This window comes from Kribbella ginsengisoli (assembly GCF_039537185.1).
GTDB classification, from domain to species: Bacteria; Actinomycetota; Actinomycetes; order Propionibacteriales; family Kribbellaceae; genus Kribbella; species Kribbella koreensis.
In genome coordinates this window covers 740,591-766,368 of record NZ_BAABAA010000002.1, presented here as the reverse complement: position 1 = coordinate 766,368, position 25,778 = coordinate 740,591, and the positions used below count along the sequence as shown (strand labels likewise).

Here is a 25,778-nt window from a genome sequence, read left to right as displayed (position 1 = left end):
GGCCGGACTGTAGACGAAGTCACGACATTTCGGCAGTGTTCGGAAATCACCATCCGGGGAAGTCCGTGAGTGAGGAGCAGCCTGTGCCGAGTGCGCCAGACCCTGATGTCGTCTATCCATTTAATGATCGACGGCGCACTGTTTTTCTGAAACCCCTGATTACGGTCCCCTATGTCCAAATCGGGGAATTCACTTATTACGACGATCCGGACGATGCTGCCGGTTTCGAGCGGAACAATGTGCTGTATCCGTTCGGGCCGGAGAAGCTGATCATCGGCAAGTACTGCCCGATCGCGGCCAAGGCGACGTTCCTGCTGTCGTCGGCCAACCACCCGCTGGTCGGCGTCTCGGCGTACCCGTTCTTCATCTTCGGCGGCGCGTGGGCGGAGCAGACGCTGTCGCCTGCGCTGTCGGCTCCTCGCAAGGGCGACACGGTGGTCGGGAACGACGTCTGGATCGGCTACGGCGCGACGATCATGCCCGGCGTCACCATCGGCGACGGCGCGATCATCGCCACCGGGGCCGTCGTCACCACCGACGTCCCTCCGTACGCCGTGGTCGGCGGCAACCCGGCCCGAGTCCTCAAACACCGCTACTCGCCCGAAGACACCGCCCGTCTCCTCCGAGCCGCCTGGTGGCACTGGCCGGTCGACCTGGTCACCCAACACACCCACACCATCTTCACCGGCACCCCCACCCAGGTCGAACAGATAGCCCTGGATCACGGCCTAACCACCGACCAGTAGCCCCCGGGCGGGCAGGAGGTGGTGGGGGTGAGCCGCCTACCGGGGGTTGGTGGGGCGGGCTCGTGGCCTTCGGCCACCTCGCCGCCTGCGGCGCGGATGCGGTGCGGAGGTCTGCCGGTGGCGCGCGCCGGTCCGCCGGTGGTTGGCTCCGGCGGGCGCGCAGGAGGTGGTGGGGGGTGAGCCGCCTACCGGGGGTTTGGGGCGGGCTCGTGGCCTTCGGCCACCTCGCCGCCTGCGGCGCGGATCCGGTGCGGAGGTCTGCCGGTAGCGCGCGCCGGTCTGCTGCTGGCTGGGGTCGGCGGGCGCGCAGGAGGTGGTGGGGGTTAGCCGCGTGGTGGGGTGCGGGTGGGGCGGGCTCGTGGCCTTCGGCCACCTCGCCGCCTGTGCGCCAGCGTCCCCAACCACCAGCCGACGGGCGCGCTACCAGCCAAAGCTGCCCACACCAGCGCCGCAGGCGGGGAGGTGGTCGCAGGCCGGGAGCCGGGCCCCGCTCGCAGCTGGTGAGCGGGTGGGCTAGCGGGTGGCTAGGTGGGCTGCCAGGCGGCGGATTGTTTCGGCGGTGGCTACTGCGTCGCTTCGGGCTGTGCCGTGGCGGCCGTCGGGGGAGTAGAGGGTGGGGTCTGTGGAGAGGGGGTGGGTGGTTAGGTGGACGTGGATCGTGCCTAGGCGAGCGGCTAGGGCTTGGGTGCGCTCGGAGAGGAGTGTCATGCGGGTGCGGAGGCCGGGGCGGAGCCAAGCAGGGATGGCGGGGGAGTAGGAGACGTTGAACATGCCTAGGGTGATTACGTCGGCGCCGGCTGCCTGCAGCGCCTGCACCATCTCGGTTAGTTCGGTGTCTACTCGGTCGGGGTTGTAGCGGGCGGAGAAGGCGTCGTTGCCGCCGCCTACCACCAGGGCCAGGTCGGGGCGGAAGGCCAGGGCGGGGGCTAGCTGGGTGGAGCGGATCTCGTGGGCTCGGAGGCCGGAGACGCCTAGGTTCAGGTAGTGGGGGACGGCTAGTTCGGCGGCTAGGCGGTCGGCCCATTGGAGGTCGGAGTAGCCGGGCACGGGGGAGCAGAGGCCTTCGGCGACGCTGTCGCCTAGGACTGCGAAGCGGCGCCAGGGGTGGCCGGCCAGGAGCTTGGCGGACTCGCCCTCGGACAGGCAGTACTCGTCGGTGGCTTCGGTGATCATGCTGCCTCCTTGGAGCGGTAGTTGGGGAGCTCTACCGGGTGGCGCCACCAGCGGTAGACGGGGATGAGGGTGACCAGGAGGAGGATCACGCCGGAGCCGATGACCGCGGGGCGCAGGCCGAACGTGGCGGCAGACCAGCCGGCCAGTACGCCGCCGATGGGGATGCCGATGAAGGCGATCGCGCCGGTCACGCCGAAGACCCGCGTCTGGAGTTCGGCCGGTACCCGTTCGTACAGGGTCACGCCCATGACCGGGTTGACCGCGGCGTTCGCGATGCCGCAGGCGAAGCTGACTGAGATGACCACCCAGACGTGGTGTGACAGGCCCAGGGTGAACAGGCGTGGGGCGCCGCCGATCGCGGCGCCGATGACGAAGGACGAGTACTGCGGGAGGCGCGGGCCGAGCAGTGTGAAGATGACGTTCCCGAGCAGGGCGCCGGCCGCGAAGCCGCCGAAGAGCAGGCCGAGGGCTGCGGGCGACTTGAGGACCTGCTCGACCCAGAGCGGCACGAAGACCGCGGTGCCGGCCTGGTTGAAGACGTTCAGGAAGAAGATCATCACGATCATCCCGAGCAGCAGCTGGTCCTTGCGGAGGTAGGCGAACCCACCCCGCAGCGCTCGGAAGTACGGCTCCCGCGGCGGCGCGGGGGTGTCATCGACGACGGCCGGCAGGCGTACCAGGAAGCCGATCAGCGCGGCGCAGACGACGAACGAGATCGCGTCGACGGTGATCGCCTTGTTCGGGCCGATCCAGCTGATCAGGAGCCCGCCGAGGGGTGCGCCGACCAGCGTCGCGGTACGGGTGAAGCCCTCGTACGACGAGGTCACGCGGATCATCTTGACCCCGGCCGCGTCCGCCATCGGCTTGAGCATGACGTGCTTGACCCGGTCGCCGCAGCCGCGCAGCGCGCCCGCGATGGCGACCAGCAGGCACAGCAGGGCGAAGGACGAGCCCGGCGTCAGCACGATCGCAGCCATCGCCAGGGCGCTCCCGAGGTCCGTCACGATCGACGTCCGGCGCAGCCCGAAGCGGTCGGCCAGGGGCGCGGCGAGCACGCCCGATACGACGTACGGGAGCATCTCGGCCCCCGCGACCAGGCCCATCTTCGCGGGGCTGCCGGTGGTGGTCAGGACGAGCCAGGGGATCGCCACCATCGACACCCGGTCGCCCAGCACCGACAACACATCCGCGCTGAACAGCGCGATCAGCCCAGCCCGACGCCGCCCGGACGCCTGCGCCGACGGCTCGCTCATGCCGGCTTTGCTTCGTGTCGGGAGCGCAGGGCCACCTTGTCGATCTTGTGAGCGGAGGTCAGCGGGAGATCGTCCAGGAACTCGATCTCGCGCGGTGTCCACATCTCGTTGAACTCGTTCCGGACCAGCGTCTGCAGCTCGCCGGCCGTCACCACAGCGCCGTCGTACCGGACCACGTACGCGTGCGGCACCTCCCCGAACGCCTCGTCCGGTACGCCGATCACCGCCGCCGCCCGTACCCCCGGATGCGACTGCAGTAGGTCCTCGATCGGCCGGCAGTACACGTTCCAGTTGCTCGACCCCGTGACGATCGTGTCCTGCACCCGATCGACGACGTACAGGTACCCGTCAGAGTCCAGATACCCAAGATCACCCGTCCGCACCCAGTCGTCGACGATGGCCTGCTCGGTCAGGTCCGGCCGCCCCCAGTACCCCGCGAAGCGGAGCCTGCTGGTCGCGTAGATCTCCCCGGTCTGCCCCGCCGCGACCGGTGCCCCATCAGGTGACCGGATCTCCACGCGGACGTCCCCGTACGGCGTACCGCTCGACCGCAGTCGCTCGGGATGCTCCGGGTCCTCGGTCAGCCCAGGCTGGGCCGTCACCACGATGACCTCGCTCAGCCCGTACACGATCCGCAGTACCGGCCCGAAGCGCTCGATGGCCTGCCGTAGCCGGGACGGAGCGGCGGGGCCGGCCCCCACGTTGAGCATGAACAGGCTGCTGACGTCAGTGGTCGGCAGGTCCGGGTGGTCGAGCAGCTGGTAGAGCAGGGGCGGCGACACGTACGTCGAGTTGATCCGCTCGCGCTCGATCGTCGCCAGCGCGCGGCCCGGGTCCCAGTCGTCCTCGAGGAACAGCACGCCGCCTATGAACAGGTTGAAGAAGCTGGTGATCTGCCCGCTCGCGAACGCCATCGGCGAGTGCGACAGGTGCCGCAGCACGGGCAGCCCGGCGGCCAGGTAGTCGGCGGCCAGCGTGAGGATCTGCTCGTAGAACGCCTGCCGGTGGTGCACCAGCTTGGGCTCCCCGGTGGTACCGCTCGTCTGTAGGCAGGTGGCCGGGGTCAGCTCCCCGTACTCCGGTTCGAACGCCGTGGCCGGTGGGGCCAGCAGATCCGGCCCCAACCCGCCTGCACCGAGGCAGTGCACCGGTACTGCGAGGCTCACCGCCAGCCGCTCTCCGACGACGGCCTTGGTGCGGGCGTCGTAGACGAAGACGTCCGCCTCGGACAGCCGCGCGAACGCCTCGATCTCCCGGCGGCCCGCGATCGGCGCGATCCACATCGTCCGGGCGCCGACCAGGTGCAGCGCGAGCTGGAGGGCCGGCAGCTCGATCGTGTTGCCGGCCAGCACGAGCACGCCGGTACCCGGGCCGACGCCGCGATCCTGCAGCGTCGCGGCCAGGTCGAGCACCTGCGCGCGCAGCTCGGCGTACGTCAGCCGCCGGCCGCCGGCGACGATCGCCTCGGCCTCGCCGTACCGCGCGAAAAGCCGGAGCGCAGCGACCACATAAGAACCGGACCGCTCCAGGTTCCGGTCCAGCACGAAATCGACCGACATGGCGCCCCACCCTTTCGGTATCCGGGGCGACTGTACTTCCGATATTTCCCGGCGGCCAGCGGTCGGGTGAATTCAAGCGAACAATTCAAAGCGCCCGTTGACGTGTCAGGAATCCGGAACTAGGTTTCCGTCACCGCCACTCGCGCAGGGTATTTCTCACCCGTCGCGCGCCAACCCATTGGGGGGTTGTTCCATGCGCATTCCCAGTACCGTCAGATCGGCCGCACTAGCGGCCGCCGTTTCACTGGCCGGCTCGGCCCTGGTCTTCACCGGATCGTCGGCTCAGACGTCCGGCGGCCACGGCGACCGGTCCGAGTGGGTGGGCAGCTGGTCCGCCGGCATCGTCAAGCCCGAGACGGCCGGGTTCACCGCCACCGGTCTCAACAACCAGAGCGCCCGCTACGTGGTCCGGCCGTCCGTGGGGGGCGACAAGGTCCGGATCCGGTTCACCAACATCTACGGCGACCGACCGGTCCAGATCGGCGCGGCGACCGTGGCGTTCGGGGACACCTCGACGCCGGTGCAGTCCGACATCGTGGTGGCGTCCAAGCGGGCGCTGACCTTCAACGGCGGCTCGCCGACCGCGGTGATGAACAAGGGCGCCGAGCTGCTCAGCGACCCGGTCAAGCTGACCGTGCCGGACCTGAGCACGCTGGTGATCAGCGTCTTCTACCCGACCGCGACCGGCCCGACCAGCTGGCACGCGTCCTCGGACCAGGAGAACTTCTTCGGTCCGGGCGACCTGACCAACGCGCCCGACGGGACCGGGTACGACCGGACCCGGGCCTGCTGCTGGACGTTCCTGTCCGGCGTCGACGTCCTGACCGAGAGGTCGGCGGGCTCGATCGTCGTGCTCGGTGACTCGATCGCGGACGGCCTGCTCAGCACGCTCAACGGCAACAACCGCTGGCCCGACCAGCTCGCCGAGCGCCTGGTCGCCGACCGTCACCACAACGCTCCCGGTGTGCTGAACGTCGGCGAGGCCGGCAACCGGCTGCTGCAGGACAGCGACGGTCTGATCCTCGGTGGCCCGAGCGGCACCGAGCAGCTCGGCCCGAACGCGCTGGCCCGGCTGAACGAGGACGTCTACGCCCAGACCAACGAGCGAACCGTCATCACCCACCTCGGCGTGAACGACATCTGGATGAACGGCGCCGGCTCGGACCAGATCATCGGCGCGCTCAAGCAGATCAACAGCCAGCTGCACGAGAACGGCATCACCAGCATCGGCGCCACCATCACGCCGTACGGCGGCTTCACCACGCCCGGCGGCTGGACCCCGGAGAAGGAGGCGACCCGGGTCGCGGTCAACAAGTGGCTGCGCAACCAGCACGAGTTCGACGGCGTCATCGACTTCGACAAGGCCGTTCGGGACCCAAGCGCGCCCGAGAAGCTGCTGGCTGCCTACGACGGCGGCGACCACATCCACCTGAACGACGCCGGCTACCAGGCGATGGCCGACTCGATCCCGCTGCAGCTGGTCCGGTGAGCCGCTGATGACCACCGCCGCCGATCAAGTGCTCAAGGGACTCTTCAGCGAAGCCGGTCTGGACGATCCATACCGGTACTACGCCGAACTCCACAAGCTAGGTCCAGTCTCCCTGTTGGGAGGCGATGGCGGATATGCGGCGGTGGTCACCGGCTACCAGGCAGCCGACGAGCTGCTGCGCGACCCGCGGTTCCATGTCGCCGACGACGTGTTCAGCGACGATCACGGTGGTCCCGGGTGGCGCGAGCATCCGCTGCTGGCGGTGCTCAACAACTCGATGATGTACAGCAACGGTCCCCGGCACCTGACGGCCAGACGCCTGTTCCACCAGGTGTTCACGCCCCGCCGGGTGACCGAGCTGGAGCCGGCTGTCGGTCAGTTGGTCGACGGCCTGATGGACCAGCTGGCCGAGCGGTTCGACCGGGACGGGGAGGCGGACTTCATGACCGAGTTCGCCTACCCGTTGCCGAGCAGCGTGGTCGCTGCGCTGCTCGGCATCCCGCAGGACGACCTGGCCTGGTTCCGGCCCAGAGTCGAACGAATCAACGACTTTCTCGATGTGGTCGGCAAGACCGACGAGGTGCTGGCGGCCGCCGACCAGGCGACTCGCGAGCTGTCCGACTACTACCAAGACCTGATCGTCGCGCGCCGGAAGACGCCGAGCGACGACCTGATCAGTCAGCTGGTCGCGGCCATCGACGCCGGGCTGCACGAGGTGTCGGACTACGACCTGATCTGCAACCTGCTGGTGCTCTTCAACGCCAGCTTCGTGACGACGATCCACCTGATCGGCAACGGGATGTGGCAACTGCTCGACCAGCCCGGGTTTAGCGCGGCCGCCGGCTCGCCCGCCTTCGTCGAAGAGGTTCTGCGGTACGAGGCGCCGGTACAGTTCGTCGCCCGCTGGTCCGAAGAGGATGCCGAGATCGCCGGAACAGTCCTTCCAGCCAAGGAGATCGTGTTGGTGATGCTCGGTGCTGCCAATCGGGATTCGCTGCGGTACCCGTCGCCGGATCTCTTCGATGCGGGGCGGACGGACGTGAAGCCGTTGAGCTTCGGCGCCGGTCCGCACTACTGCCTGGGTGCGGCGCTGGCCCGGGCGGAGGCCCGGATCGCCTTTCCGCGGTTGCTGGAGCGGTTCCCGTCGTTGCGGGCCGCGCGGCCGCCGGTGCGGAATCCACAGCAGTTCCTGCGCGGGTACAAGTCGATGCCGGTGGCAACATGACGGCCGACGAGATCCTTGCGCTGCTGCAGACCGACGAGGGGCGGCGAGCGCCGTACCCCTTGTACGAAAGACTTCATGAGCTGGGACCGGTCAGTTTGACACCGGCCAGTACTGCGTACGCGGCCGTGGCCAACGGGTATGCGGCGGTCGATCAGATCCTGCGTGATCCACGCTTCGTCAAGGGTGGTCCGCCGCCCGGGCCCGACGCCGATCCGGTGTCGACGGCGCTCGGGAACTCGATGATGTTCCGGACCGAGCCTGATCATGGGCGGATGCGGCGGGCGTTCCATCAGGCCTTCACGCCGCGGCGGGTCGCCGAGCTGGAGCCGGAGATCGTCGCGTTGACGGACTCGCTGCTGGATCGGCTTGGCGTGTTGGGTGCTGATGGGCCGGTCGACTTCATCGCGGAGTTCGGGTATCTGCTGCCTGCCGGTGTGATGAGTGCGTTGCTGGGGATCCCGGCGCCGGATCTGGAGTGGTTCAGGACCCGGGTGCAGCGGGTGGAGGACTATCTGGACTTCGGTGGGCGGACGGTCGAGAAGGTTGCCGCGGCCAATGAAGCTGCCGTGGAGATGTCGGCGTACTACCAACAGTTGATCGCGGACCGTCGTGTTGCCCCTGGCAACGACCTGATCAGCGGGCTGGTGCAGGTGATCGACTCCGGTGACAGCGTGCTGACCGATGAGGAGTTGGTCGGCAACCTGCTGGTGCTCTTCAACGCCAGCTTCGTCACGACGATCAACCTGCTCGGCAACGCGCTGCCGCCATTGCTCGAGCGGCCGTCGCTGGTGAAGGCGCTGGCTGCCGATCCGGTGGTGGCCGAGGCTTGCGTCGAGGAGGTGCTCCGGTGGGACGGGACGGCGCAGGTCGTAGTACGGACTGCTTCTGAGGATCTGTCGGTGGGTGGGGTGACGATCCCTGAGGGTGGGCTGGTGCTGGTGATTCTGGGGGCGGCCAACCGGGATCCGGCGCGGTTTCCTTCGCCAGAGGTGTTTGATGCGGAGCGGGCGGACAAGCGGCACATCACGTTTGGGGCCGGCGCGTACTTCTGTATCGGGGCGGTGCTTGCGCGGGCTGAGGGGCGGCTGGCGTTGCCTCGGTTGTTCCAGCGGTTCCCGGAGCTGGCGCTGGCCGGGGCGCCGGTGCAGAGTGCCGGGTTTGCTCTTCGTGGGTTCGCGACCATGCCGGTCACGCTGACTTGAGAGGTGCTTGAGATGCCATTGGATCCTCAGGTCGAGGAGATGCGGGCGAAGCGGGCGGCGGACAACGTGCCGCAGCTCTACACGCAGACGCTGGCCGAGGCGCGGGCGGCTGATCTCGCGTCCATCCAAGCGGGTGGTGGCGAGGTTGAGCCGGTGCACTCCGTGCGGGATGTCGTGATGGAGGAGTCCGGGCTGACGCTGCGGATCTACCGTCCGGTGGGGGATGGGCCGTTGCCGACGCTCGTGTACTTCTTCGGTGGCGGATGGACGCTCGGCAGCATCGAGACCGCTGACGGGGTGTGCCGTCGGCTGGCCAACCTCGTCCCGTGCCAGGTCATCACCGTCGGCTATCGCCTGGCGCCGGAGAACCCCTTCCCGGCGGCGGTCAACGACTGTCACCGAGCAACCCAATGGATCGCGGCTCATGCCGTCGAACTGGGTGTGGACGTAGCCCGTCTAGCTGTCGGAGGCGACAGTGCCGGCGGCAACCTCGCGGCCGCAACCACCTTGCTGGGAAGAGATTCCGGCCCGTCCCTGGCTGCTCAACTCCTGGTCTACCCCAACACTTTGTATGGCTCCGACACCGCCTCCATGCGCGCCGGCGACGACCCCTTCCTCTTCAATCGCACCTCAGTCAACTGGTACTGGAAGCACTACCTGCGCGACGAGTCCGACGGCACCAACCCGCTCGCCTCCCCACTCCTGGCCCCCTCCCACGCCGGCCTCCCGCCGGCGCTGGTCATCACCGCCGAGTACGACCCCCTAAGAGACGAAGGCGAGTACTACGCCGAAAAGCTCTACGCCGCCGGCGTCCCCACCCATCTAACCCGCTACGAAGGCATGCCCCACGGCTTCTACACCATGTCCGGCATCCTCGACACCGCCCGCAAGGCACTGACCGACTCCGCCGACTGGCTAAGAAAGACCTTCACCGATGCCTGACCTCCAGGCACCTCCCGCACCCGCGTTGTGTCTCGACGACTTCGAGGGGTTGGCGGCTGGGGTTCTGCCTGTTGAGGTGAGGGAGTTTGTTGCTGGGGGGAGTGGGACTGAGACGACTCTCCGGTTGAATCGGTCGGCGTTGGATGGGGTGACTGTGGTGCCTCGGGTGCTGGCGGGGGTGGCTGAGGCTGAGGTGGGGTGTCGGCTGGTTGGTGGACAGGTGGGGATGCCGGTGGTGGTGGCGCCGATGGCTTATCAGCGGCTGGTGCATCCGGGTGGGGAGTTGTTGCTGGCTCGGGCGGCTGCGGCGGCGGGGGTGCCGTATGTGATCAGTACGTTGAGCAGCTTCCCGCTGGAGGAGATCGCGGAGGTGGCGCCTTCGTGGTTTCAGTTGTATTGGCTGCGGGATCGGGCAGTGGTGGAGTCGCTGATCGATCGGGCGGAGGCTGCTGGGTGTGGCGCGTTGATGGTCACCGTGGATGTTCCGGTGATGGGTCGGCGACTGCGGGATGTGCGGAATGGCTTCGCGTTGCCCGAGGATGTGGTTGCGGCCAACCTGGTCGGGGCGCGGAGCGAGGCGCACGTCGGAGTACCGGGGTTGTCTGCTGTCGCGGCTCATACGGCATCGGCCTTCGAGCCTGCGGTGTCGTGGCAGGACCTCGAGTGGTTGCGATCGAAGACCAAGCTTCCGCTGTTTTTGAAGGGGATTCTCGATCCGCGCGACGCTGTGCGGGCGGTGCAAGTGGGTGCTGATGGCATCGTGGTGTCGAACCATGGCGGTCGGCAGCTGGACGGGGCGGTTGCCTCGGTCAACGCCTTGCCGAGGATTGTGGATGCCGTGGGCAAGGAGTGTGAGGTGTTGCTCGACAGCGGGATTCGGAGCGGTACCGATGTACTGCGTGCGCTCGCGCTCGGTGCTTCCGGAGTACTGATCGGCCGTCCGTTGCTCTGGGCACTTGCCGTCGACGCGTGCGGAGAAGCTTTGGAGCTGCTGCGCAAAGAGCTGGGCGACGCGATGCTGCTGGCAGGCTGTGCGAACGTCCAAGATGCAGCGCGCCTCACCACCGGGAGGGCCTGATGGCCGATCTGAACGTCACCGACCTGCACGGTTCACTCACCGACCGCGCGCTGAACTCGATGAACTTCCTCAACGAGGTCGCCAACCACTACCCCGACGCGATCTCGCTCGCGGCCGGGCGACCGTACGAGGAGTACTACGCGCTCGAGGACCTGCACTCCTACCTCGACACCTTCGCGGAGTATCTGCGCGACGAACTCGGCTACGACGAGGCCGGCGTGCGACGGCAGATCTTCCAGTACGGCCGCACGAAGGGCATCATCCACCCGCTGGTCGCCCGCAACCTCGCCGCCGACGAGGGCATCGCGGTCGACCCGGACGCGATCGTGGTGACGGTCGGCTGCCAGGAAGCGATGGTCCTCGTACTCCGCGCGCTCCGCGCGACCCCCGCCGACGTCTTGCTCGCCATCTCCCCGGCCTACGTCGGCATCACCGGCGCCGCCCGACTCGTCGACCTCCCCGTCCTCCCGGTTGCCGGGGGCAACGATGGCGTCGACCTCGACGACCTGGTCGCCGTCGTCAAGCGAGCACGAGCCGACGGTCTCCGCCCACGCGCCTGCTACGTCATGCCCGACTTCGCCAACCCATCCGGCCTCAGCCTCGACCTGGAGACCAGACGGCGACTGCTGGAGATCGCCGCCCAGGAAGACCTCCTCCTGCTCGAAGACAACCCGTACGGCCTGTTCCCCGCCGCCGGCGTCGACCGGGTGCCGACCCTGAAGGCCCTGGACACCGAGCGACGCGTGATCTATCTCGGTTCTTTTGCCAAGACCGCGCTGCCCGGCGCCCGGGTCGGCTACGTCGTCGCGGACCAGACCGTCGCCACCCCCGACGGCACCGTCGGTTTGCTGGCTGACGAACTCTCCAAGCTCAAGAGCATGCTCACCGTCAACACCTCAGCCGTCGCGCAGGCGGTGATCGGCGGCAAGCTCCTCCAGAACGACTGCAGCCTGGTCACCGCCACCCTGCGCGAACGCGACATCTACGCCACCAACCTCCGCGCCATCACCGACGGCCTGGCCGCCCGCTTCCCCGATGGGGACGTTACCTGGACGGTCCCGTCCGGCGGCTTCTTCATCGTCGTCACCGTCCCCTTCCCGGTCACCGACGCACTGCTGGAGAAGTCCGCCCACGAGTACGGCGTCCTCTTCACCCCGATGAGCCACTTCTACGACGGCGACGCCCCGCTCAACGCCCTCCGTCTCTCCTGCAGTTCAGTCACCCCGGCGCAGATCGACGCCGCATTGAACCGCTTGGCCGCCCTGATCCACGACCAGCTCTGAAACTGGTCCTCCCTACGCCCCAAGAACTGGACCTGTAGACCAGACCGCTCTGCTCCTACGGTGAATCCATGACTACCTGCGAGCTCCCGGCCACCGCCGACCTACAGCCACCAGCGCCCGAGGCGAAATCGCCGGAGCGGTCGCCGGCAGCCGGATCGGCGCTGGTGACGCCGGCCTTTGCGCGGTTGCTGGTGATGGTGTTCGGGTCCGGGCTGAGCATGTACCTGCTGACCTCGGTCGTACCGCTCTACCTCGCAGCGAACGGAGCCGGCGGCATCGGCGCCGGCCTGTCGACCGGGGCGATGATGCTGGCGGCAGTGGGTGTCGAGCTGCTGGTACCCCGGATGCTCAGGCGGTTTGGGTATCGGGGGACGCTCGCGCTGGGGCTCGTGTTGCTGGGTGCGCCGTCACTTGCTCTGGTAGTGACCTCATCGCTCCCACTCGTGCTGGCCGTCTGCGTCGTTCGCGGCGCCGGGCTGGCGATCATGGTCGTCGGCGCGGTCGTGCTGGTCGCGGATGTCGCCCCGGCCCACCGACGGGGCGAGGCGCTGGGGATCTACGGCGTCGTCGTCGGACTGCCCGCGGTGATCGGGTTGCCGTTGGGGATCTACCTCACCGGCGTCATCGGGTACGACGCGCTGTTCGTCCTCGCCGCCGTCGCGTCGCTGGCCGGCCTTGCGATGGTGCCGGGCGTGGCGGCGCGTAGTACCGGCAGTGAAGAGCAGCACGTGAAGGTGCTGGGCGGCTTGCGGGGCAGCGGACTGCTGATGCCGACGCTCGTCTTCGCGGCCGTGACCGTTGCCGCAGGCATCAGTGTGACCTTTCTGCCGCTGGGATCCAGCAACCACTTCGTGGTCGTCCTCGCCTTGCTGATCCAGGCGATCGCCGCGCCGGCCGCCCGCTGGCTGGCCGGGCGGGTCGGTGACCGCGTCGGACCGGCCAAATTGTTGCCTCTGGCCATCATCCTGGCCGCGCTGGGCGCCGGCGCGCTGGTCTTCATCGGCAACCCCGCCGCCGTCATCACCGGCGCCGCGCTCTTCGGGATCGGCTTCGGCGCCGCCCAGAACCTCACCCTGGCGATCATGTACGACCGTTCACCGAAGTCCCGGTACGGCCAGGTCAGCGCGTTGTGGAACCTCGCGTACGACGGCGGCTGGGGCGCCGGCGCCATCATCTTCGGCTTCGTGGTCGCCGGGACCGGCTATCCACTGGCCTTCGCGCTGACCGCCGCCCTGGTCGCCGCAGCCACTCTTCCCACCCTGCGAGCTCACTCCAGGTAACGAACTGACTGCGGTCGATGCACGAACCGGCAGCAATCCATTGCACGAAGATGCAAATCTCACGCGCGTCGCCCGGTGGCGAAGTTACCGTCAGTTCGGTCCCGGGGTGCCCTGGACCGAACTGCTTTGCCGAGAGGATGACCTCAATGAAGCTGCAGCGCCTCGCAGTCGCCGTCGCCGCCGTCGGAATGCTCGCCGCCACGGCCGCGTCCGGACCGGCCCTCGCCACCACCCAGAACGACCCGGCGCCGTCCTGGGCGCAGCGGGCCGCCAACACCAAGGAAGCGGCGGCGAAGTCGGACAAGTCCGTCGCCGCCGAGGCCGAGTGCGTCCAGTCGCTGGTCTATCCCGAGGCCACGAACGTGACCGGAACGGTCGACGTCACCCCGGCCAAGCCGCCGCGGGTCGACCAGTACGCGCCGTTCAACTTCGGTGCTGCCCGCTACACGGCGACCTGGTACGCGGCGGCCAACGCCTCCGCCACTCAGTACTTCGCCTATGGGGTGTTCCTGACCGGCGACAACCTCTACCGGCACACGACCACCCTCCCCGCGACGGGCGAGCCGAAGACCACCAGGGTCAAGATCGGTTCCGGCTGGGCCACCTTCCGGGCGATCGCGACCTCGAACTACCAGGTCGCCGCGCCCACCCACTCGTACCTCTACGGCCTGAACACCAACGGATTGCTGTACCGATACGCCAAGAACGGCACCACCTCCACCTACAAGGCGCTCGGCACCTTCGGCGGCTACGCATCCTTCAAGTCACTGGCCGTGATCAGCGAGACGGCGACCTACGACACGCTGCTGCTGAACACCAGGGCCGGCGGGCTCTACACGATCCGGATCCCGATCACCGCGTCGGCGAAGCCGGTCCTCAAGACCATCCGGTCCTCCGGCTGGTCGGCGTACGAGTCGCTCGCGACCCAGGCCTGCGGCAACCGCGGTGGCACCCTCGTCATCGGCGTCGACCACGACACCCAGACCGGCTACCAGTACGCCTTCGGCCACGCGAACGGCACAGCGACCGTGATCACGTCGTACGGCAAAATCCCGGCCGTCCTCGACGGCAACAACCACGCCCCCTTCACCTGGTACAAAGACAACCTGAACGGCGAGTAACACCTCGACCCGACCGGGGACAACCGTTGCGACGGTGTCCCCGGTCGGTCCTTTTACCGCCCTGGAGGGGGACTCCTGAGATGAAGCTGCAGCGCTTCGCACTCGTGCTTGCCGGTGCCGGTCTGCTGGCCGCCACCGCCGCGTCCGGACCGGCGTTCGGCGCCACCCAGTCCGGCCCGGCTCCGGCCAGCGGGCCGCCGTGCGGCAACCAACTCGTCTGGCCGACGGCCAAGGGCACGGTGGAGTCCGCGGAGGTCATCCCGGCCAAGCCGCCGCGGGCGCTGCGGTACGAGCCGTTCAAGTTCTTCGCCACCCGGTCCATGGCGACCTGGTACGTGGCTCAGAACAGCGCGGGCACCCGAGTCTACGCCTACGGCTTGTTCCTTCAGGGCAGCAACCTGTACCGGCACACGACCGTCATTCCGAATGATGGCAGCGCGCCGCGGCCGACCGCGGCCAAGGTCGGCTCCGGCTGGGGAACGTTCAAGGCCATCGCGACCTCCAACCACAGCGTCGGGGCTCCGAATCACGCGTACCTGTACGGGCTGAACGCCAACGGCCGCCTCTATCGCTACGCGAAGAGCGGCGCCGGCTACAAGGCTCTCGGGTCGTTCGGCGGCTACGCATCGTTCAAGGCGATGACCGTGATCAGCGAGACCCAGACGTACGACACGTTGCTGATGACCACGAAGGCCGGCGCGCTCTACACCGTCCACCTCCCGATCACGGCGAAGACGACGCCGGTCGTCAAGCTGATCCGCAAGACCGGCTGGGCGGCCTACGAGTCGCTCGTCGTCGAGGGCTGCAACTTCGGCGGCTCCCTGGTCGTCGGCATCGACCACGACACCGACTCCGGCTACCAGTACGCCTTCGGCCACGCGAAGGGGACGGCCACCGCGATCACGGCGTACGGCAAGATCCCGGTCGTCTTCAATGGCATCAGCCACGCCGCGCAAACCTCCCACTACGTCCCACTAGAAGGCGAGTAACTGCCAATGAAACTGCAGCGCTTCGCGCTTGCGCTGGCTGGTGCCGGGCTGTTCGCGGCCACCGCCGTCTCCGGTACGGCCGTCGCGGCCGATCCGAACCCGTCGGTGAAGAGCAGGATCGCCGCCCTGAAGCAGCAGGCCGCCGCGAAGGCCGTGGCCGAGCCCTGCTCGAGCCTCCTCGGCGGGGTGACCGCCAACGGCGCCGTGAACTCGCTCGAGATCCTGCCCGGCAAGCCGCCGAAGGTCGAGCCGTGGTTCGATTTCAAGTTCTACGCCGCCAAGGCGACCGGCACCTGGTATCTCGCGCAGAACGCGTCGGGTTCGCAGCTGTACTACTACGGCGTGTTCATCCAGGCCGGCAACCTGTACCGGCACACGACCTACATCAACCAGGACACCGGTGCGGTGACGCCGAAGATCGCGAAGGTCGGCGGGGGCTGGGCAAGCTTCAAGACCATCGCGACCTCGAACTACAGCATCACGGCGCCGCGGCACGCCTACATCTACGGCCTGAACGCGAACGGCAAGCTCTACCGCTACTCGCAGGTCGGCACCGCGGTGAAGTCGCTCGGCAACTTCGCCGGCTTCAAGCCGTTCAAGGCGCTGACCGTGGTCAGCGAGAACCCGAAGTACGACACACTCCTGATGACGACGACCGCAGGCGCGCTCTACACCGTGCGCATTCCGGTCACGGCCACCGCCAAGCCCGTCCTCAAGCTGGTCCGTAAGAGCGGTTTCGCGGCCTACGAGGCGCTGACCGCCCACAACTGCGGCGTCCGCGGCGGCTCGCTGATCGTCGGCGTCGACCACGACACCGACTCGGCGTACCAGTACGCCTTCAGCAAGTTCAACGGAACGGCTACCGCCATCACGGCGTACGGCAAGGCCCCGGCCGTGCTCAGCGGCGTCACCACAGCGCCGTTCACCACGCACTACGACCAACTGGTCGGCGAGTAACACCAGACGAACACCCAACCGGGCCAGGGCTTCCACAGCCCTGGCCCGGTTGTGCCTGCCAGGACCTTTGCGGGTGAACGCAATAGTCGCCGATCCGGACCGATCGCGTGGTTACCGTCGGCCTGACCTCGGTGCGACCGAGCCAGATTTGTTTCCTGGGAGGGGAATTCAATGAAGCTGCAGCGTCTCGCGCTCGCCATGGCAGGGGTCGGCATGCTCGCCGCCACTGCCGCGTCCGGACCGGCGATCGCCGCCACCCAAGGGGAACCGTCGCCGTCCTGGACGGCCAAGGCGGCCGTCAAGCAGTCGGCGAAGGCCGTCGCCGCCGGACCTTGTATCAGCTCGGTCGCCTTTCCGACCGCCGCCAACACCGCCGAGGCGGTCGACGTCACCGCCGCCAAGCCGCCGCGCGCGGTGGCGTACGAGCCGTTCGACTTCTTCCCGGTCCGGACCGCCGCGACCTGGTACACCGCAGTGAACGCCTCGGGGACGCAGTACTACATCTACGGCCTGTACCTGCTGGGCGGTGACCTCTACCGGCACACGGACGTCCTCCCCGACTTCGACCCGCCGAAGCCGACGACCGCCAAGATCGGGTCCGGCTGGGGAGCGATGAAGACGATCGCCACCTCCAACTACAGCATCGTGGCGCCGCGGCACGCGAACCTGTACGGGCTGAACACCAACGGCAGCGTGTATCGCTATGTGCGCAACGGTGCCGGGTACAAGTCGTTCGGCTCGTTCCCCGGCTTCAAGTCGTTCAAGGCGATGACGGTGATCAGTGAGACGGCGACCTACGACACGCTGCTGATGACCACCAACGCCGGCGCGCTCTACACGATCCGGATCCCGCTCGCGGCCGGGTCGAAGCCGGTCGTGAAGCTGATCCGGAACTCGGGCTGGGCGGCGTACGAATCCCTGGTCGTGCAGGGATGTGGCACCCGCGGCGGCTCGCTGGTGGTCGGTGTCGACCATGACACCGACTCGGGGTACCAGTACGCCTTCAGCAAGGCGAATGGGACGGCGACGGCGATCACGTCGTACGGCAAGATCCCGGCCGTCTTCAACGGTGTCAGCCACGTCTCGTTCGTCACGCACTACGACCAGCTGGTCGGCGAGTGACTCGGGGCCGTTGCAAGTAGCTGCAATTGATGAGGGTTCAGGCCGGTCGGGCCGCTACGGTCTGCTTGACCTCGGTGCGACCGAGCCAGAATCCTGTTTTTCCTGGAGGGGAATCTCATGAAGTTGCAGCGCCTCGCGCTCGCCGTGGCGGGTGCCGGCATGCTCGCCGCCACCGCCGCATCCGGACCGGCTCTCGCCGCGACGCAGGGGGAGCCGACGCCGTCCTGGGCCAAGTCCGCTGCCCAGCAGCCCTCGGCGAAGGCCGTCGCCGAAGCCTGCGTCAACACGGTCATCTGGCCGACCGTCGCGGGCACCGTGGGGGTGGCCGAGGTCACCGCTGCCAAGCCGCCCCGGGCCGACCAGTACGTGCCCTTCAATTTCGCTGCGGACGTCCGGTCCATGACCACCTGGTACCTGGCGTCGAACTCCTCGGGCACCCAGGACTTCGCCTACGGATTGTTCCTGCAGAACGGGAACCTGATGCGGCACACCACCGTCTTCCCCGACGAGGGTGACCCGCGGGTGACGACGACCAAGGTCGGGGCCGGCTGGACGGCCTTCAAGGCCGTCGCGACCTCCAACTACAACGTCGCGGCGCCCGTGCACTCGTACCTGTACGGCCTGAACACCGACGGCAAGCTGTACCGGTACGCCAAGAACGGCACCGGCTACAAGAACCTCGGCAACTTCGGTGGATTCGCGGCTTTCAAGACGCTGACCGTGATCAGCGAGACGCCGACCTACGACACGCTGCTGATGACCACGAAGGCCGGCGCGCTCTACACCATCCACATCCCGATCACGGCGGCCGCGAAGCCGGTCGTCAAGGTGATCCAGGCCTCCGGCTGGTCCGCCTTCGAGTCGCTGGTCACCCAGCGCTGCGGCGTCCGCGGCGGCACGCTCGTGGTCGGCATCGACCACGACACCAACACGGGCTACCAGTACGCCTTCGGCAAGGCGAACGGCAAGGCGACCGTGATCACCTCCTACGGCAAGGTCCCGGCCACCTTCGACGGCGTCAGCCACGTCGCCGCCACCTGGTACAAGGACCAACTGATCGGCGAGTAACTCAGCAGGTAGACGGCGGGCCATCGCACAAGCTGCAATGGCCCGCCGTTCTGTTGGTCAGCTCGACGTCTTGGCCGACCGTGGTGGGGTTGTCCCACGCGGCCTGCGCCTGCCCGCTCCTGCATCGCGTGCGGCTTCGGTCGCTCCCGCCCGCCCGTGTTTGGACGCTCCTGCGTCGCGCGGTTGCGACCACTGGAGTGGCTGGCGTGGCTGCTTGGCGGCCCGTTGCCCGTTGCTCCGCTCGAATTGGCTGGGGTGTAGCGAAGGACGGGCAGTGGTCGCTCATCCGCCGTCGTCGGCAGCCCGGCTGAGCGTGCTCCTGCCAGGGAGCATGAGGGCGTCCTGTCCGCCAGGACGCGCAGAGCGGCAATGGCGCCTGGTGGGGCAAGTCCACCACAGCAAGCTGAGCGGATTGGCCGACCACTCCAGTGGTCGCGCTACGAAGGAGCGCCAAGCACCGGGTGGGCGGGAGCGGGCGGAGCGGCACGCGACGTAGGAGCGGGCGGCGGAGGCCGCGTGGGGAATTACCTGCGTGGGGGATTCTGTAGTTCAGAGTTTGCGGAGGCGGACCCAGCGGACTGCGTGGTCGGCGCCTTTGCGGAGTACCAGGGTTGCTCGGGAGCGCGTCGGGAGGATGTTTTCGCGGAGGTTGGGGCCGTTGATGCCGTCCCACAGGGACTCGGCCTTCGCGATCGCCTCGGCTCGGCTCAGTTCGCCGTAGCGGACGAAGTAGGACTCGGGGTTGCGGAAGGCTGTTTCCCAGAGTTTCAGGAAGCGGTGGACGTACCAGGAGCGGATGTCGTCCGCAGCGGCGTCGACATACACGGAGAAGTCGAAGAAGTCGCTGACCGCGAGCCCGCTCTTGCCGTCCGCGTGCCGGGGTGCGGGCTGGAGCACGTTGAGGCCTTCGAGCAGCAGGATGTCGGGTTGCTCGACGGTGGTGCGGACGCCTGGCATCCGGTCGTAGTGCAGGTGGGAGTAGACCGGCGCCTCGACGTTGTCCATGCCGGACTTCACCTCGACGACGAAGCGCAGCAGGGACTTGCGGTCGTACGACTCCGGGAAGCCCTTGCGCAGCATCAGGCCGCGCCGCTCGAGCTCCGAGTTCGGCCACAGGAAGCCGTCGGTGGTGACGAGCGCGACGCGGGGGTGCTCGGGCCAGCGGGCGAGCAGTTCGCGCAGCAGCCGGGCGGTGGTGGACTTGCCGACGGCAACGGATCCGCCGATGCCGATCACGAACGGGGTCCGGGTGGCGGCCGGCTTGCCGAGGAACGCCTCGGTGTCGGAATGCAGCGCCCGGGCGTGCCGTACGTAGAGTGACAGGATCCGCGACAGCGGCAGGTAGACCTCGCGGACCTCGTCGATGTCGATCTCGTCACCGAGACCGCGCAGCCGCTCGACCTCCTCGGCGGTCAGCGGTGACTCGGTCGTCTCGGCCAGCTGGGACCAGGCGGCGCGGTCCAGCTCGGTGTACGGGGTCACCTCCCGCGACGGCTGCAGCATGGGGCCCATTCTTCCCACACCTGGCGGGGATACGCTGACCGGCATGTGCGGCAACGAGACTGTGGGTGTGGCAGTTGTCACACCAGGGACCCCATGATCGTCGGCGTGGGCATCGATGTGGTCGACGTGGAGCGGTTCATGAAAACGCTCGAACGGACCCCGATGCTGCGTGATCGCGTCTTCACCGAGGCGGAGGCGAAGAAGCCGCCCGCGTCGCTGGCGGCCCGATTCGCGGCCAAGGAGGCGCTCGCCAAGGCGCTCGGCGCGCCGGCCGGGATGCAGTGGCACGACGCCGAGGTCTGGACCGACGAGACCGGCCGGCCGTGGCTGGAGATCACCGGCACGGTCGCCGAGCAGGCCGCGCGGCTCGGCGTACAGAGTCTGCATCTGTCGCTGAGCCATGACGCCGGCATCGCGTCGGCGGTCGTCGTACTGGAGGGCTGAGATGCGCCGCGCTCACACCGTAGACCAGGTCCGCGCCGCCGAGGCCGCGCTGATGGCGAAACTCCCCGAGGGCACGCTGATGCAGCGCGCCGCGACCGGGCTCGCCGTTGCCATCAGCAACTTCATCGGGTTCACCTACGGTGCCCGGGTGGTGCTGCTGATCGGCAGCGGCGACAACGGCGGAGACGCCCTGTACGCCGGTACGCACCTAGCTCGTCGAGGCGCCGAAGTCACCGCGGTGCTGCTGTCCGACAAGTACCACCGCGAGGGGCTGGCCGCCCTGCTCAAGGCCGGTGGTCGCGTGGCCGACGGGGGAGGGGCAAGCGCCGATGGGCAGCCGGCTGCGGCTCGGGCGATCGCCGTGGCTGATGTTGTTGTCGACGGCATCGTCGGGATCGGCGGCCGGCCAGGCCTCAAACCCGAAGCGCTGGCGGCGGTGAAGCTCGCCGAGGAGCACCAGGTGCCGATCATCGCCGTCGACATCCCGTCCGGCGTCGACGTGGACACCGGTGAGACCCCCGCCGAGCACGTCAAGGCCGCACTCACCGTCACCTTCGGCACGCACAAGATCTGTCACCTGATCGACCCCGCCGCGGCCGCCTGTGGTCCGGTTCACCTCGTCGAGATCGGCCTCGACCTACCTCCGGCACCGGTCGAATCACTCCAGGATCCCGACATCCGCGCCCTGTACCCGACCCCCACCGGCGAATCCGACAAGTACTCACGTGGCGTCCTCGGCCTGATGGCCGGCTCCACCCAGTACCCCGGTGCCGCCGTCATCGCCACCTCCGGAGCGCTCGCCGGCCCGATCGGCATGCTCCGGTACGTCGGCCCCGACCCCGTCGCCGAAGCAGTTCGCGCTCAGCACCCCGAGGTGGTGGCCGGTGAAGGCCGCGTCCAGGCCTGGGCGATCGGCTCCGGCCTCGGCGACGAACTCGACGTCGACAAGATCCGCGAGCTCCTCGACGCCGAAGAGCCCGTACTCCTCGACGCCGACGGACTGAAGGCGCTCGACGACTCAGGCGACCGGGCCAACGTCCTGATCACCCCCCACGCGGGCGAGCTGGCCCGGTTACTCGGCGTCGAGCGCCATGAGGTCGAGGCAGAACGCCTGAAGCACGCCCGCCAGGCGGCAGAGCGCTTCGACGTGACGGTCCTGCTGAAGGGCTCGACCACCGTCATCGCCGCCCCGGACGGCCAGATCCGCGTCAACACCAACGCCGGCGCCTGGCTCGCCACCGCGGGCGCGGGTGACGTACTGGCCGGCCTGACCGGAGCCTTCCTGGCCGGTGGGCTGACCCCGATCGACGCGGCTGCTGTCGGCGCCTACCTGCACGCCGCCGCCGCCAACCTGGCGTCGAGGGGTGGGCCGATCACGGCGATGCAGGTTTCTGCCCACGTTGCAGAAGCGACCCGGCAGGTCTTGCTTGAAGAGTGAATAGCCGGGTAGGACGAGAAGTGCCAGTGCCTCCACCGCCCGAGGAGATCGCACATGAAGCGCACGCTCGCCCTGCTCGCCGCCGTCCTGCTCCTCACCACGGGAGTTCAAGTCCAGGCGCAGGCCGCACCAACAACAGAAGCCGGTACGTACGTCGCCGACAAAGCGACGAAGATCGACGTGATGGGCGAGTGGGCCCACCCCGATGACGACACCAGCATCATCGGGCCGTGCGGCGTCTGGCATCAGCGCTACGGCACCAAGTGCGGGATCATCATGGTCACCCGCGGCGAGGGCGGCGGGAACTCCGCGGGCAACGAGCTCGGTCCCGACCTCGGCCTGCGCCGGGAGAACGAGGACCGCGTGGCGCACTACCGCTCCGGCACCGTCGACATCTTCAACCTCGACCGGGTCGACTTCTTCTACAACCAGAGCGCCCCGCTGACGCAGTACTTCTGGGACGAGCAGGAGACTCTGCGCCGCGTCACCCGGGTGATCCGGACGACGCAGCCGGAGATCTACATCGGCTTCACGCCCACCCTGCAAGCCGGCCACGGCAACCACCAGCAGGCCGGCCGCCTGATCTGGGAAGGAGTGCTCGCCGCAGCCGACCCGACCAAGTTCCCCGAGCAACTCAAGGGCCCGAAAGCGCTGAGCACCTGGCAGGTCAAGAAGGTGTTCTCGGGCGGCAGTACTGCGGGCACCGGCGGCACCACGACAGCTGCCAACTGCACCACCGGCTTCGTCCCCACCGGCCTCGACCCGGTCGCGGGCGTCTGGACCGGCTACGACTCGCCGTACAAATGGCCGGCCGGAAACCTGCAGGGCCAACCAGCCGGTACGCCGAAAAGCTGGCAGCAGGTGGCCGACGAGGGACGCGCGGCGTACCCGACCCAGAGTCGCGTGATGTACAAGGGCGTTTCGGCGCCCGCCTGTCCCCGCTTCGGGATGACGCAGTCGTTCGTACCGTTCCAGCCGAACACCAGCCCCGCGGCCGGTCAGGACGACGCGATCCTGTTCGGCGCGACCAAACAGGATCCGGGCGGCCTGCCGAAGGGCACGGTCGAGTACCTGACCTTCTCCCGCTTCCTCAACGTCGCGGGCGAACCCTTCCAAGCGACCCTGCATCTCAAAGGCTCGCTACCCAAGGGGCAGGTCGCGCTGACCGTGCCGGCCGGCTGGACAGTGAGTGCGCCGCAGAAGACCGGCAAGATCAACGGCAGTAAGGAGCTGACCTTCACGGTCACGCCCAGCAGCACTGCCGCGGTCAACCAGAACTTCAAGATCTCCGCCCTCTTCACCAGCGACGACGGTAAGTCCGGCTACACGGACAGCGTGATCAGGATCGTCTCGCCGGCCGAGGGCCGGTTCCAGCGCTGGGGGAACTGGCAGGAGTACGACCAATGGCTAGCCAACACAGCTCCGCAGGCGACGAGGCTGGGCAGGTCGGCGGCGATCCAGTCGATGGCGGTCGGAGGCACGATCGCGCTGCCGGTCGTCGTCCACAACTGGTCGAGCCAGCCCCAGAGCGGCACAGTCGGCCTGACCCTGCCTGCCAACTTCAGCGCCGACGCGACCAGCAAGCCATACCCAAGCATCCAGCCCGGCGCCGAGACGACGGTGACGTTCCAGCTCACCAGCACCGACACCAGCCTGCCGCCGACGCAGAACGTCTCCATCCCGATCACGACGACCTACAGCGCTCCGTCCGGCTCTGGCAGCGAGACCCTGACACTGTCGCTTGTCCCCGCGACAGCGATCGCCCATGCCGCTGCAGCGCCAGTTGTCGACGGTGTGGCGACGCCAGGGGAGTACAGCGGCGAGACGCTCGACATCGGGAGGGTCTGGCAGGGTGCTTGCTCGGATGCCAACGACTGCGGCGCCGGGAGTACCGCGAAGGTCACCTGGTCCGACGACGCGCTCTACTTCTTCGTCCACGTCCGGGACGAATACCAGTCCTATGCCGTCACCCCGCAGGAATGCGTCGGCCACTGGCAGGCCGACTCGGTGGAGATCCTGCTCGACCCCCGCGGCACCGCATCCCAAGTCCTCAAAGACACCGCGAACACCTTCAAACTCGGCATCTTCCCCTTCACCAACGACCCCGCCAACGCCAACGGCCCCTGCTGGGAGCGCGACGCCGACAATCACCAGGGCTACTCGTCCGGCCCGCTCAGCATCGGCAACGCCCCGGGCGTCCAGGTCGCGACGACGGCCAAGTGGGTCGGCAGCAACGAGACGACCACCCCGCACGCGTACGCCGGTGGCGGCTACGACCTAGAGGTCAAGATTCCCCTCTCCGCCCTCCCAGCCGCCGTCGACCCAGCCCGGCTCGGCCTCAACATCACGCCGTACGACAACGACGACACCTCAGCAGCCGGTACGACGACGTTGCGCCACATCGACATGAGCACCCGCACCGGCTGGTCAGCCCTCGGCTCGGTCCAGTCCGACCCGTACCGCTGGGGCCAGGCGACGCTGACCGGCTACACCCCACCCGCCGATCGCCCGACCACGCCGGCCCCGCCCAACGTGTCCAACCCCAACCTCGACGGAGCACTGTCGCCCCAGACGATCGCCCAGTCGGCGCGTACCGGCGTACCGATCTCTGGTCGCGTACCGACCAAGGACCTCAAGCTCCTGTACGCCGAACTCGGCCGCAACTCACTGGAGCTCTACACGTTCGCCAAGACCCCAGGGACGGCAAGGCTGTTCCTGTGGACGGGCGCGATCGGCGCGATCCCGGTCTACACGACGAGCTGCTCGCCCGCCGCCGACCCAGCACCCGACTACGGCCTCACGCCCTGCGCCGTCACGGATGGCGGTTATCCGCCGTGGTCGCCGGACATGAGCGGTCATGTGGTGAAGCAGGCCGAGCGGCAGCTCGCCAACGGCGTGAAGCACCTGTCCATCCCGTTGACCGCAGCGCAGCGAGCGAAGCTGGCGGCGGACGGCCGACTTCTGGTGTCCTTCGAGACAGCGCAGAACGAGGTACAGGCGTTCGACGTACGGCTCAGCGGGCGGTGAGGTCGAGGCCGTTGCCGTCTGCGGCGCGAAGCTGCAGGCGGTTGGCCTCGATGGTGTAGGTGACCTGACCCTTCAATGTGGTGACGAAGGCCTTCTCCAGCTTGCCGTCGTCACCGGCGCAGGCCTTCTGGGTGCTCACCAGGTCGCTGAAGGTCAGCTGGTTGCCGGTCGTCGCGACCACGCCCTGGAAGTCGTTGCAGCCGGTGAATCCGGTGATCCGCTCGCCGCTGATCGTCAGGTGAGCCTTCTCGGAGCCGACCAGGTGCCACTCGGTGTCGCCGCCTTCGACGACGGTCTCGAGCGACCATCGGGTGCCGTCCAGCACCTTGTCGGGTTGCACGACCTTGCGATCCTTCAGGACCACCGTCGTGGTGCCGCGGGTGAGAGTGAGCGTGTCGGCGTCGAGCTTCCAGGTGGGCCGGTCCTTCAGGAGTTGCTCGACCCAGTACTGCTGCTCCTGCCGAGGTGTGTCGCAGCCCATCTCGGTGCCGCCGAGGACGTCGATCGTCAGCTTGCCGCCGGCGGTGGAGACCTCGCCGCCGACCTGGTTGCAGCCGGTCTCCGCATGCACGTTCCCGTCCGCGAACCGCAGCCCGATCCGGGTCTTCGGTGCGAGCTCCTTCGGCTTCCCGTCCTCCGTCACCGACACGGACAGGAAGGACCGCCCGTCGAGCGACCCACCACCGCCAGGCGCACTGCTGGTGGGCCCGCTACTGGTGGACCCGCCGCCGCCTGGTCCGCCCGTGGACGGCTCACTCCCGCAAGCCGTCAACATCATCACTCCGGCCACCGCCGCCACTACTATCCGCATCCTCACAATCTAAGGACGCCGCGGGGCGTCCAGGCGTTGCAGGTGAACACCTCGGATGCCGGAAGCAA

At 68.2% G+C, this 25,778-nt stretch carries 21 protein-coding genes; 16 read left to right on the top strand and 5 right to left on the bottom strand.

The genetic code is table 11. The annotated features are described in order from the left end of the window. The first annotated feature begins 239 nt into the window (after positions 1–239). The gene (locus ABD768_RS10940) at positions 240–746 is read left to right on the top strand and encodes a CatB-related O-acetyltransferase (RefSeq protein WP_344839985.1); all 507 of its coding nucleotides are present in this window, start codon (positions 240–242) and stop codon (positions 744–746) included. Positions 747–1,259: 513 nt separating this feature from the next. On the opposite strand, the gene ABD768_RS10935 is transcribed toward ABD768_RS10940, so the two are convergent. The 3 genes from ABD768_RS10935 to ABD768_RS10925 are packed head-to-tail and all read right to left on the bottom strand — an operon-like array spanning position 1,260 to position 4,731. After that, positions 1,260–1,919, bottom strand: coding sequence for an SGNH/GDSL hydrolase family protein (locus tag ABD768_RS10935; RefSeq protein ID WP_344839983.1), 660 nt, complete (start codon positions 1,917–1,919; stop codon positions 1,260–1,262). After that, entirely contained in the window at positions 1,916–3,172 is a 1,257-nt protein-coding gene (locus ABD768_RS10930) for an MFS transporter (protein ID WP_344839981.1), read from the bottom strand. Before ABD768_RS10930 ends, ABD768_RS10935 begins: the two co-directional genes overlap by 4 nt. Continuing rightward, positions 3,169–4,731 (bottom strand): class I adenylate-forming enzyme family protein, encoded by a 1,563-nt coding sequence (locus ABD768_RS10925; RefSeq protein WP_344839978.1) that lies wholly within the window; start codon positions 4,729–4,731, stop codon positions 3,169–3,171. The genes ABD768_RS10930 and ABD768_RS10925 overlap by 4 nt, the downstream gene beginning before the upstream one ends. 193 nt (positions 4,732–4,924) lie before the next feature. On the opposite strand from ABD768_RS10925, the gene ABD768_RS10920 reads away from it, so the two are divergent. From ABD768_RS10920 to ABD768_RS10865, 12 genes are all read left to right on the top strand, one after another. Continuing rightward, positions 4,925–6,220, top strand: a complete 1,296-nt coding sequence (locus ABD768_RS10920; protein WP_344839975.1) for an SGNH/GDSL hydrolase family protein — start codon at positions 4,925–4,927, stop codon at positions 6,218–6,220. Positions 6,221–6,227: 7 nt separating this feature from the next. Next, positions 6,228–7,445 (top strand): cytochrome P450, encoded by a 1,218-nt coding sequence (locus tag ABD768_RS10915; protein ID WP_344839972.1) that lies wholly within the window; start codon positions 6,228–6,230, stop codon positions 7,443–7,445. Continuing rightward, positions 7,442–8,647, top strand: coding sequence for a cytochrome P450 (locus ABD768_RS10910; protein ID WP_344839969.1), 1,206 nt, complete (start codon positions 7,442–7,444; stop codon positions 8,645–8,647). The genes ABD768_RS10915 and ABD768_RS10910 overlap by 4 nt, the downstream gene beginning before the upstream one ends. Before the next feature lie 12 nt (positions 8,648–8,659). Continuing rightward, on the top strand, positions 8,660–9,589 hold the full coding sequence (locus tag ABD768_RS10905) for an alpha/beta hydrolase (protein ID WP_344839966.1): 930 nt from the start codon (positions 8,660–8,662) through the stop codon (positions 9,587–9,589). After that, a complete protein-coding gene (locus tag ABD768_RS10900; RefSeq protein ID WP_344839963.1) occupies positions 9,582–10,667 on the top strand; it encodes an alpha-hydroxy acid oxidase in 1,086 nt (361 codons plus the stop codon). The genes ABD768_RS10905 and ABD768_RS10900 overlap by 8 nt, the downstream gene beginning before the upstream one ends. After that, positions 10,667–11,950, top strand: coding sequence for an aminotransferase-like domain-containing protein (locus ABD768_RS10895; RefSeq protein WP_344839961.1), 1,284 nt, complete (start codon positions 10,667–10,669; stop codon positions 11,948–11,950). The genes ABD768_RS10900 and ABD768_RS10895 overlap by 1 nt, the downstream gene beginning before the upstream one ends. A 68-nt stretch (positions 11,951–12,018) precedes the next feature. Continuing rightward, positions 12,019–13,230, top strand: a complete 1,212-nt coding sequence (locus ABD768_RS10890; protein WP_344839959.1) for an MFS transporter — start codon at positions 12,019–12,021, stop codon at positions 13,228–13,230. A gap of 146 nt (positions 13,231–13,376) precedes the next feature. After that, positions 13,377–14,351, top strand: coding sequence for a hypothetical protein (locus ABD768_RS10885; RefSeq protein WP_343976647.1), 975 nt, complete (start codon positions 13,377–13,379; stop codon positions 14,349–14,351). A gap of 80 nt (positions 14,352–14,431) precedes the next feature. Further along, on the top strand, positions 14,432–15,340 hold the full coding sequence (locus tag ABD768_RS10880) for a hypothetical protein (protein WP_344839955.1): 909 nt from the start codon (positions 14,432–14,434) through the stop codon (positions 15,338–15,340). A gap of 6 nt (positions 15,341–15,346) precedes the next feature. Further along, a complete protein-coding gene (locus ABD768_RS10875; protein WP_344839952.1) occupies positions 15,347–16,297 on the top strand; it encodes a hypothetical protein in 951 nt (316 codons plus the stop codon). A 171-nt stretch (positions 16,298–16,468) separates the two neighbouring features. Beyond that, positions 16,469–17,419, top strand: coding sequence for a hypothetical protein (locus ABD768_RS10870; protein WP_344839950.1), 951 nt, complete (start codon positions 16,469–16,471; stop codon positions 17,417–17,419). A gap of 117 nt (positions 17,420–17,536) precedes the next feature. Further along, the gene (locus ABD768_RS10865; protein WP_344839947.1) at positions 17,537–18,487 is read left to right on the top strand and encodes a hypothetical protein; all 951 of its coding nucleotides are present in this window, start codon (positions 17,537–17,539) and stop codon (positions 18,485–18,487) included. A 549-nt stretch (positions 18,488–19,036) separates the two neighbouring features. On the opposite strand, the gene coaA is transcribed toward ABD768_RS10865, so the two are convergent. Then, positions 19,037–19,990: a type I pantothenate kinase gene (coaA, locus tag ABD768_RS10860; protein ID WP_343976662.1), complete on the bottom strand. Its 954-nt coding sequence runs from the start codon at positions 19,988–19,990 to the stop codon at positions 19,037–19,039. A 93-nt stretch (positions 19,991–20,083) separates the two neighbouring features. On the opposite strand from coaA, the gene ABD768_RS10855 reads away from it, so the two are divergent. Genes ABD768_RS10855 through ABD768_RS10845 form a run of 3 tightly spaced genes read left to right on the top strand, consistent with a single transcriptional unit; the run spans position 20,084 to position 24,899 of the window. Continuing rightward, positions 20,084–20,434, top strand: a complete 351-nt coding sequence (locus ABD768_RS10855; protein WP_328329245.1) for a holo-ACP synthase — start codon at positions 20,084–20,086, stop codon at positions 20,432–20,434. Between the two features lies 1 nt (position 20,435). Continuing rightward, positions 20,436–21,872: an NAD(P)H-hydrate dehydratase gene (locus ABD768_RS10850; protein WP_344839944.1), complete on the top strand. Its 1,437-nt coding sequence runs from the start codon at positions 20,436–20,438 to the stop codon at positions 21,870–21,872. 54 nt (positions 21,873–21,926) lie between these two features. Next, positions 21,927–24,899 (top strand): sugar-binding protein, encoded by a 2,973-nt coding sequence (locus tag ABD768_RS10845; RefSeq protein ID WP_344839941.1) that lies wholly within the window; start codon positions 21,927–21,929, stop codon positions 24,897–24,899. Here the strand turns inward: ABD768_RS10845 and ABD768_RS10840 are convergent. After that, entirely contained in the window at positions 24,886–25,710 is an 825-nt protein-coding gene (locus ABD768_RS10840) for an META domain-containing protein (RefSeq protein ID WP_344839937.1), read from the bottom strand. The two genes, ABD768_RS10845 and ABD768_RS10840, sit on opposite strands and share 14 nt — an antisense overlap. Positions 25,711–25,778: the final 68 nt, after the last annotated feature.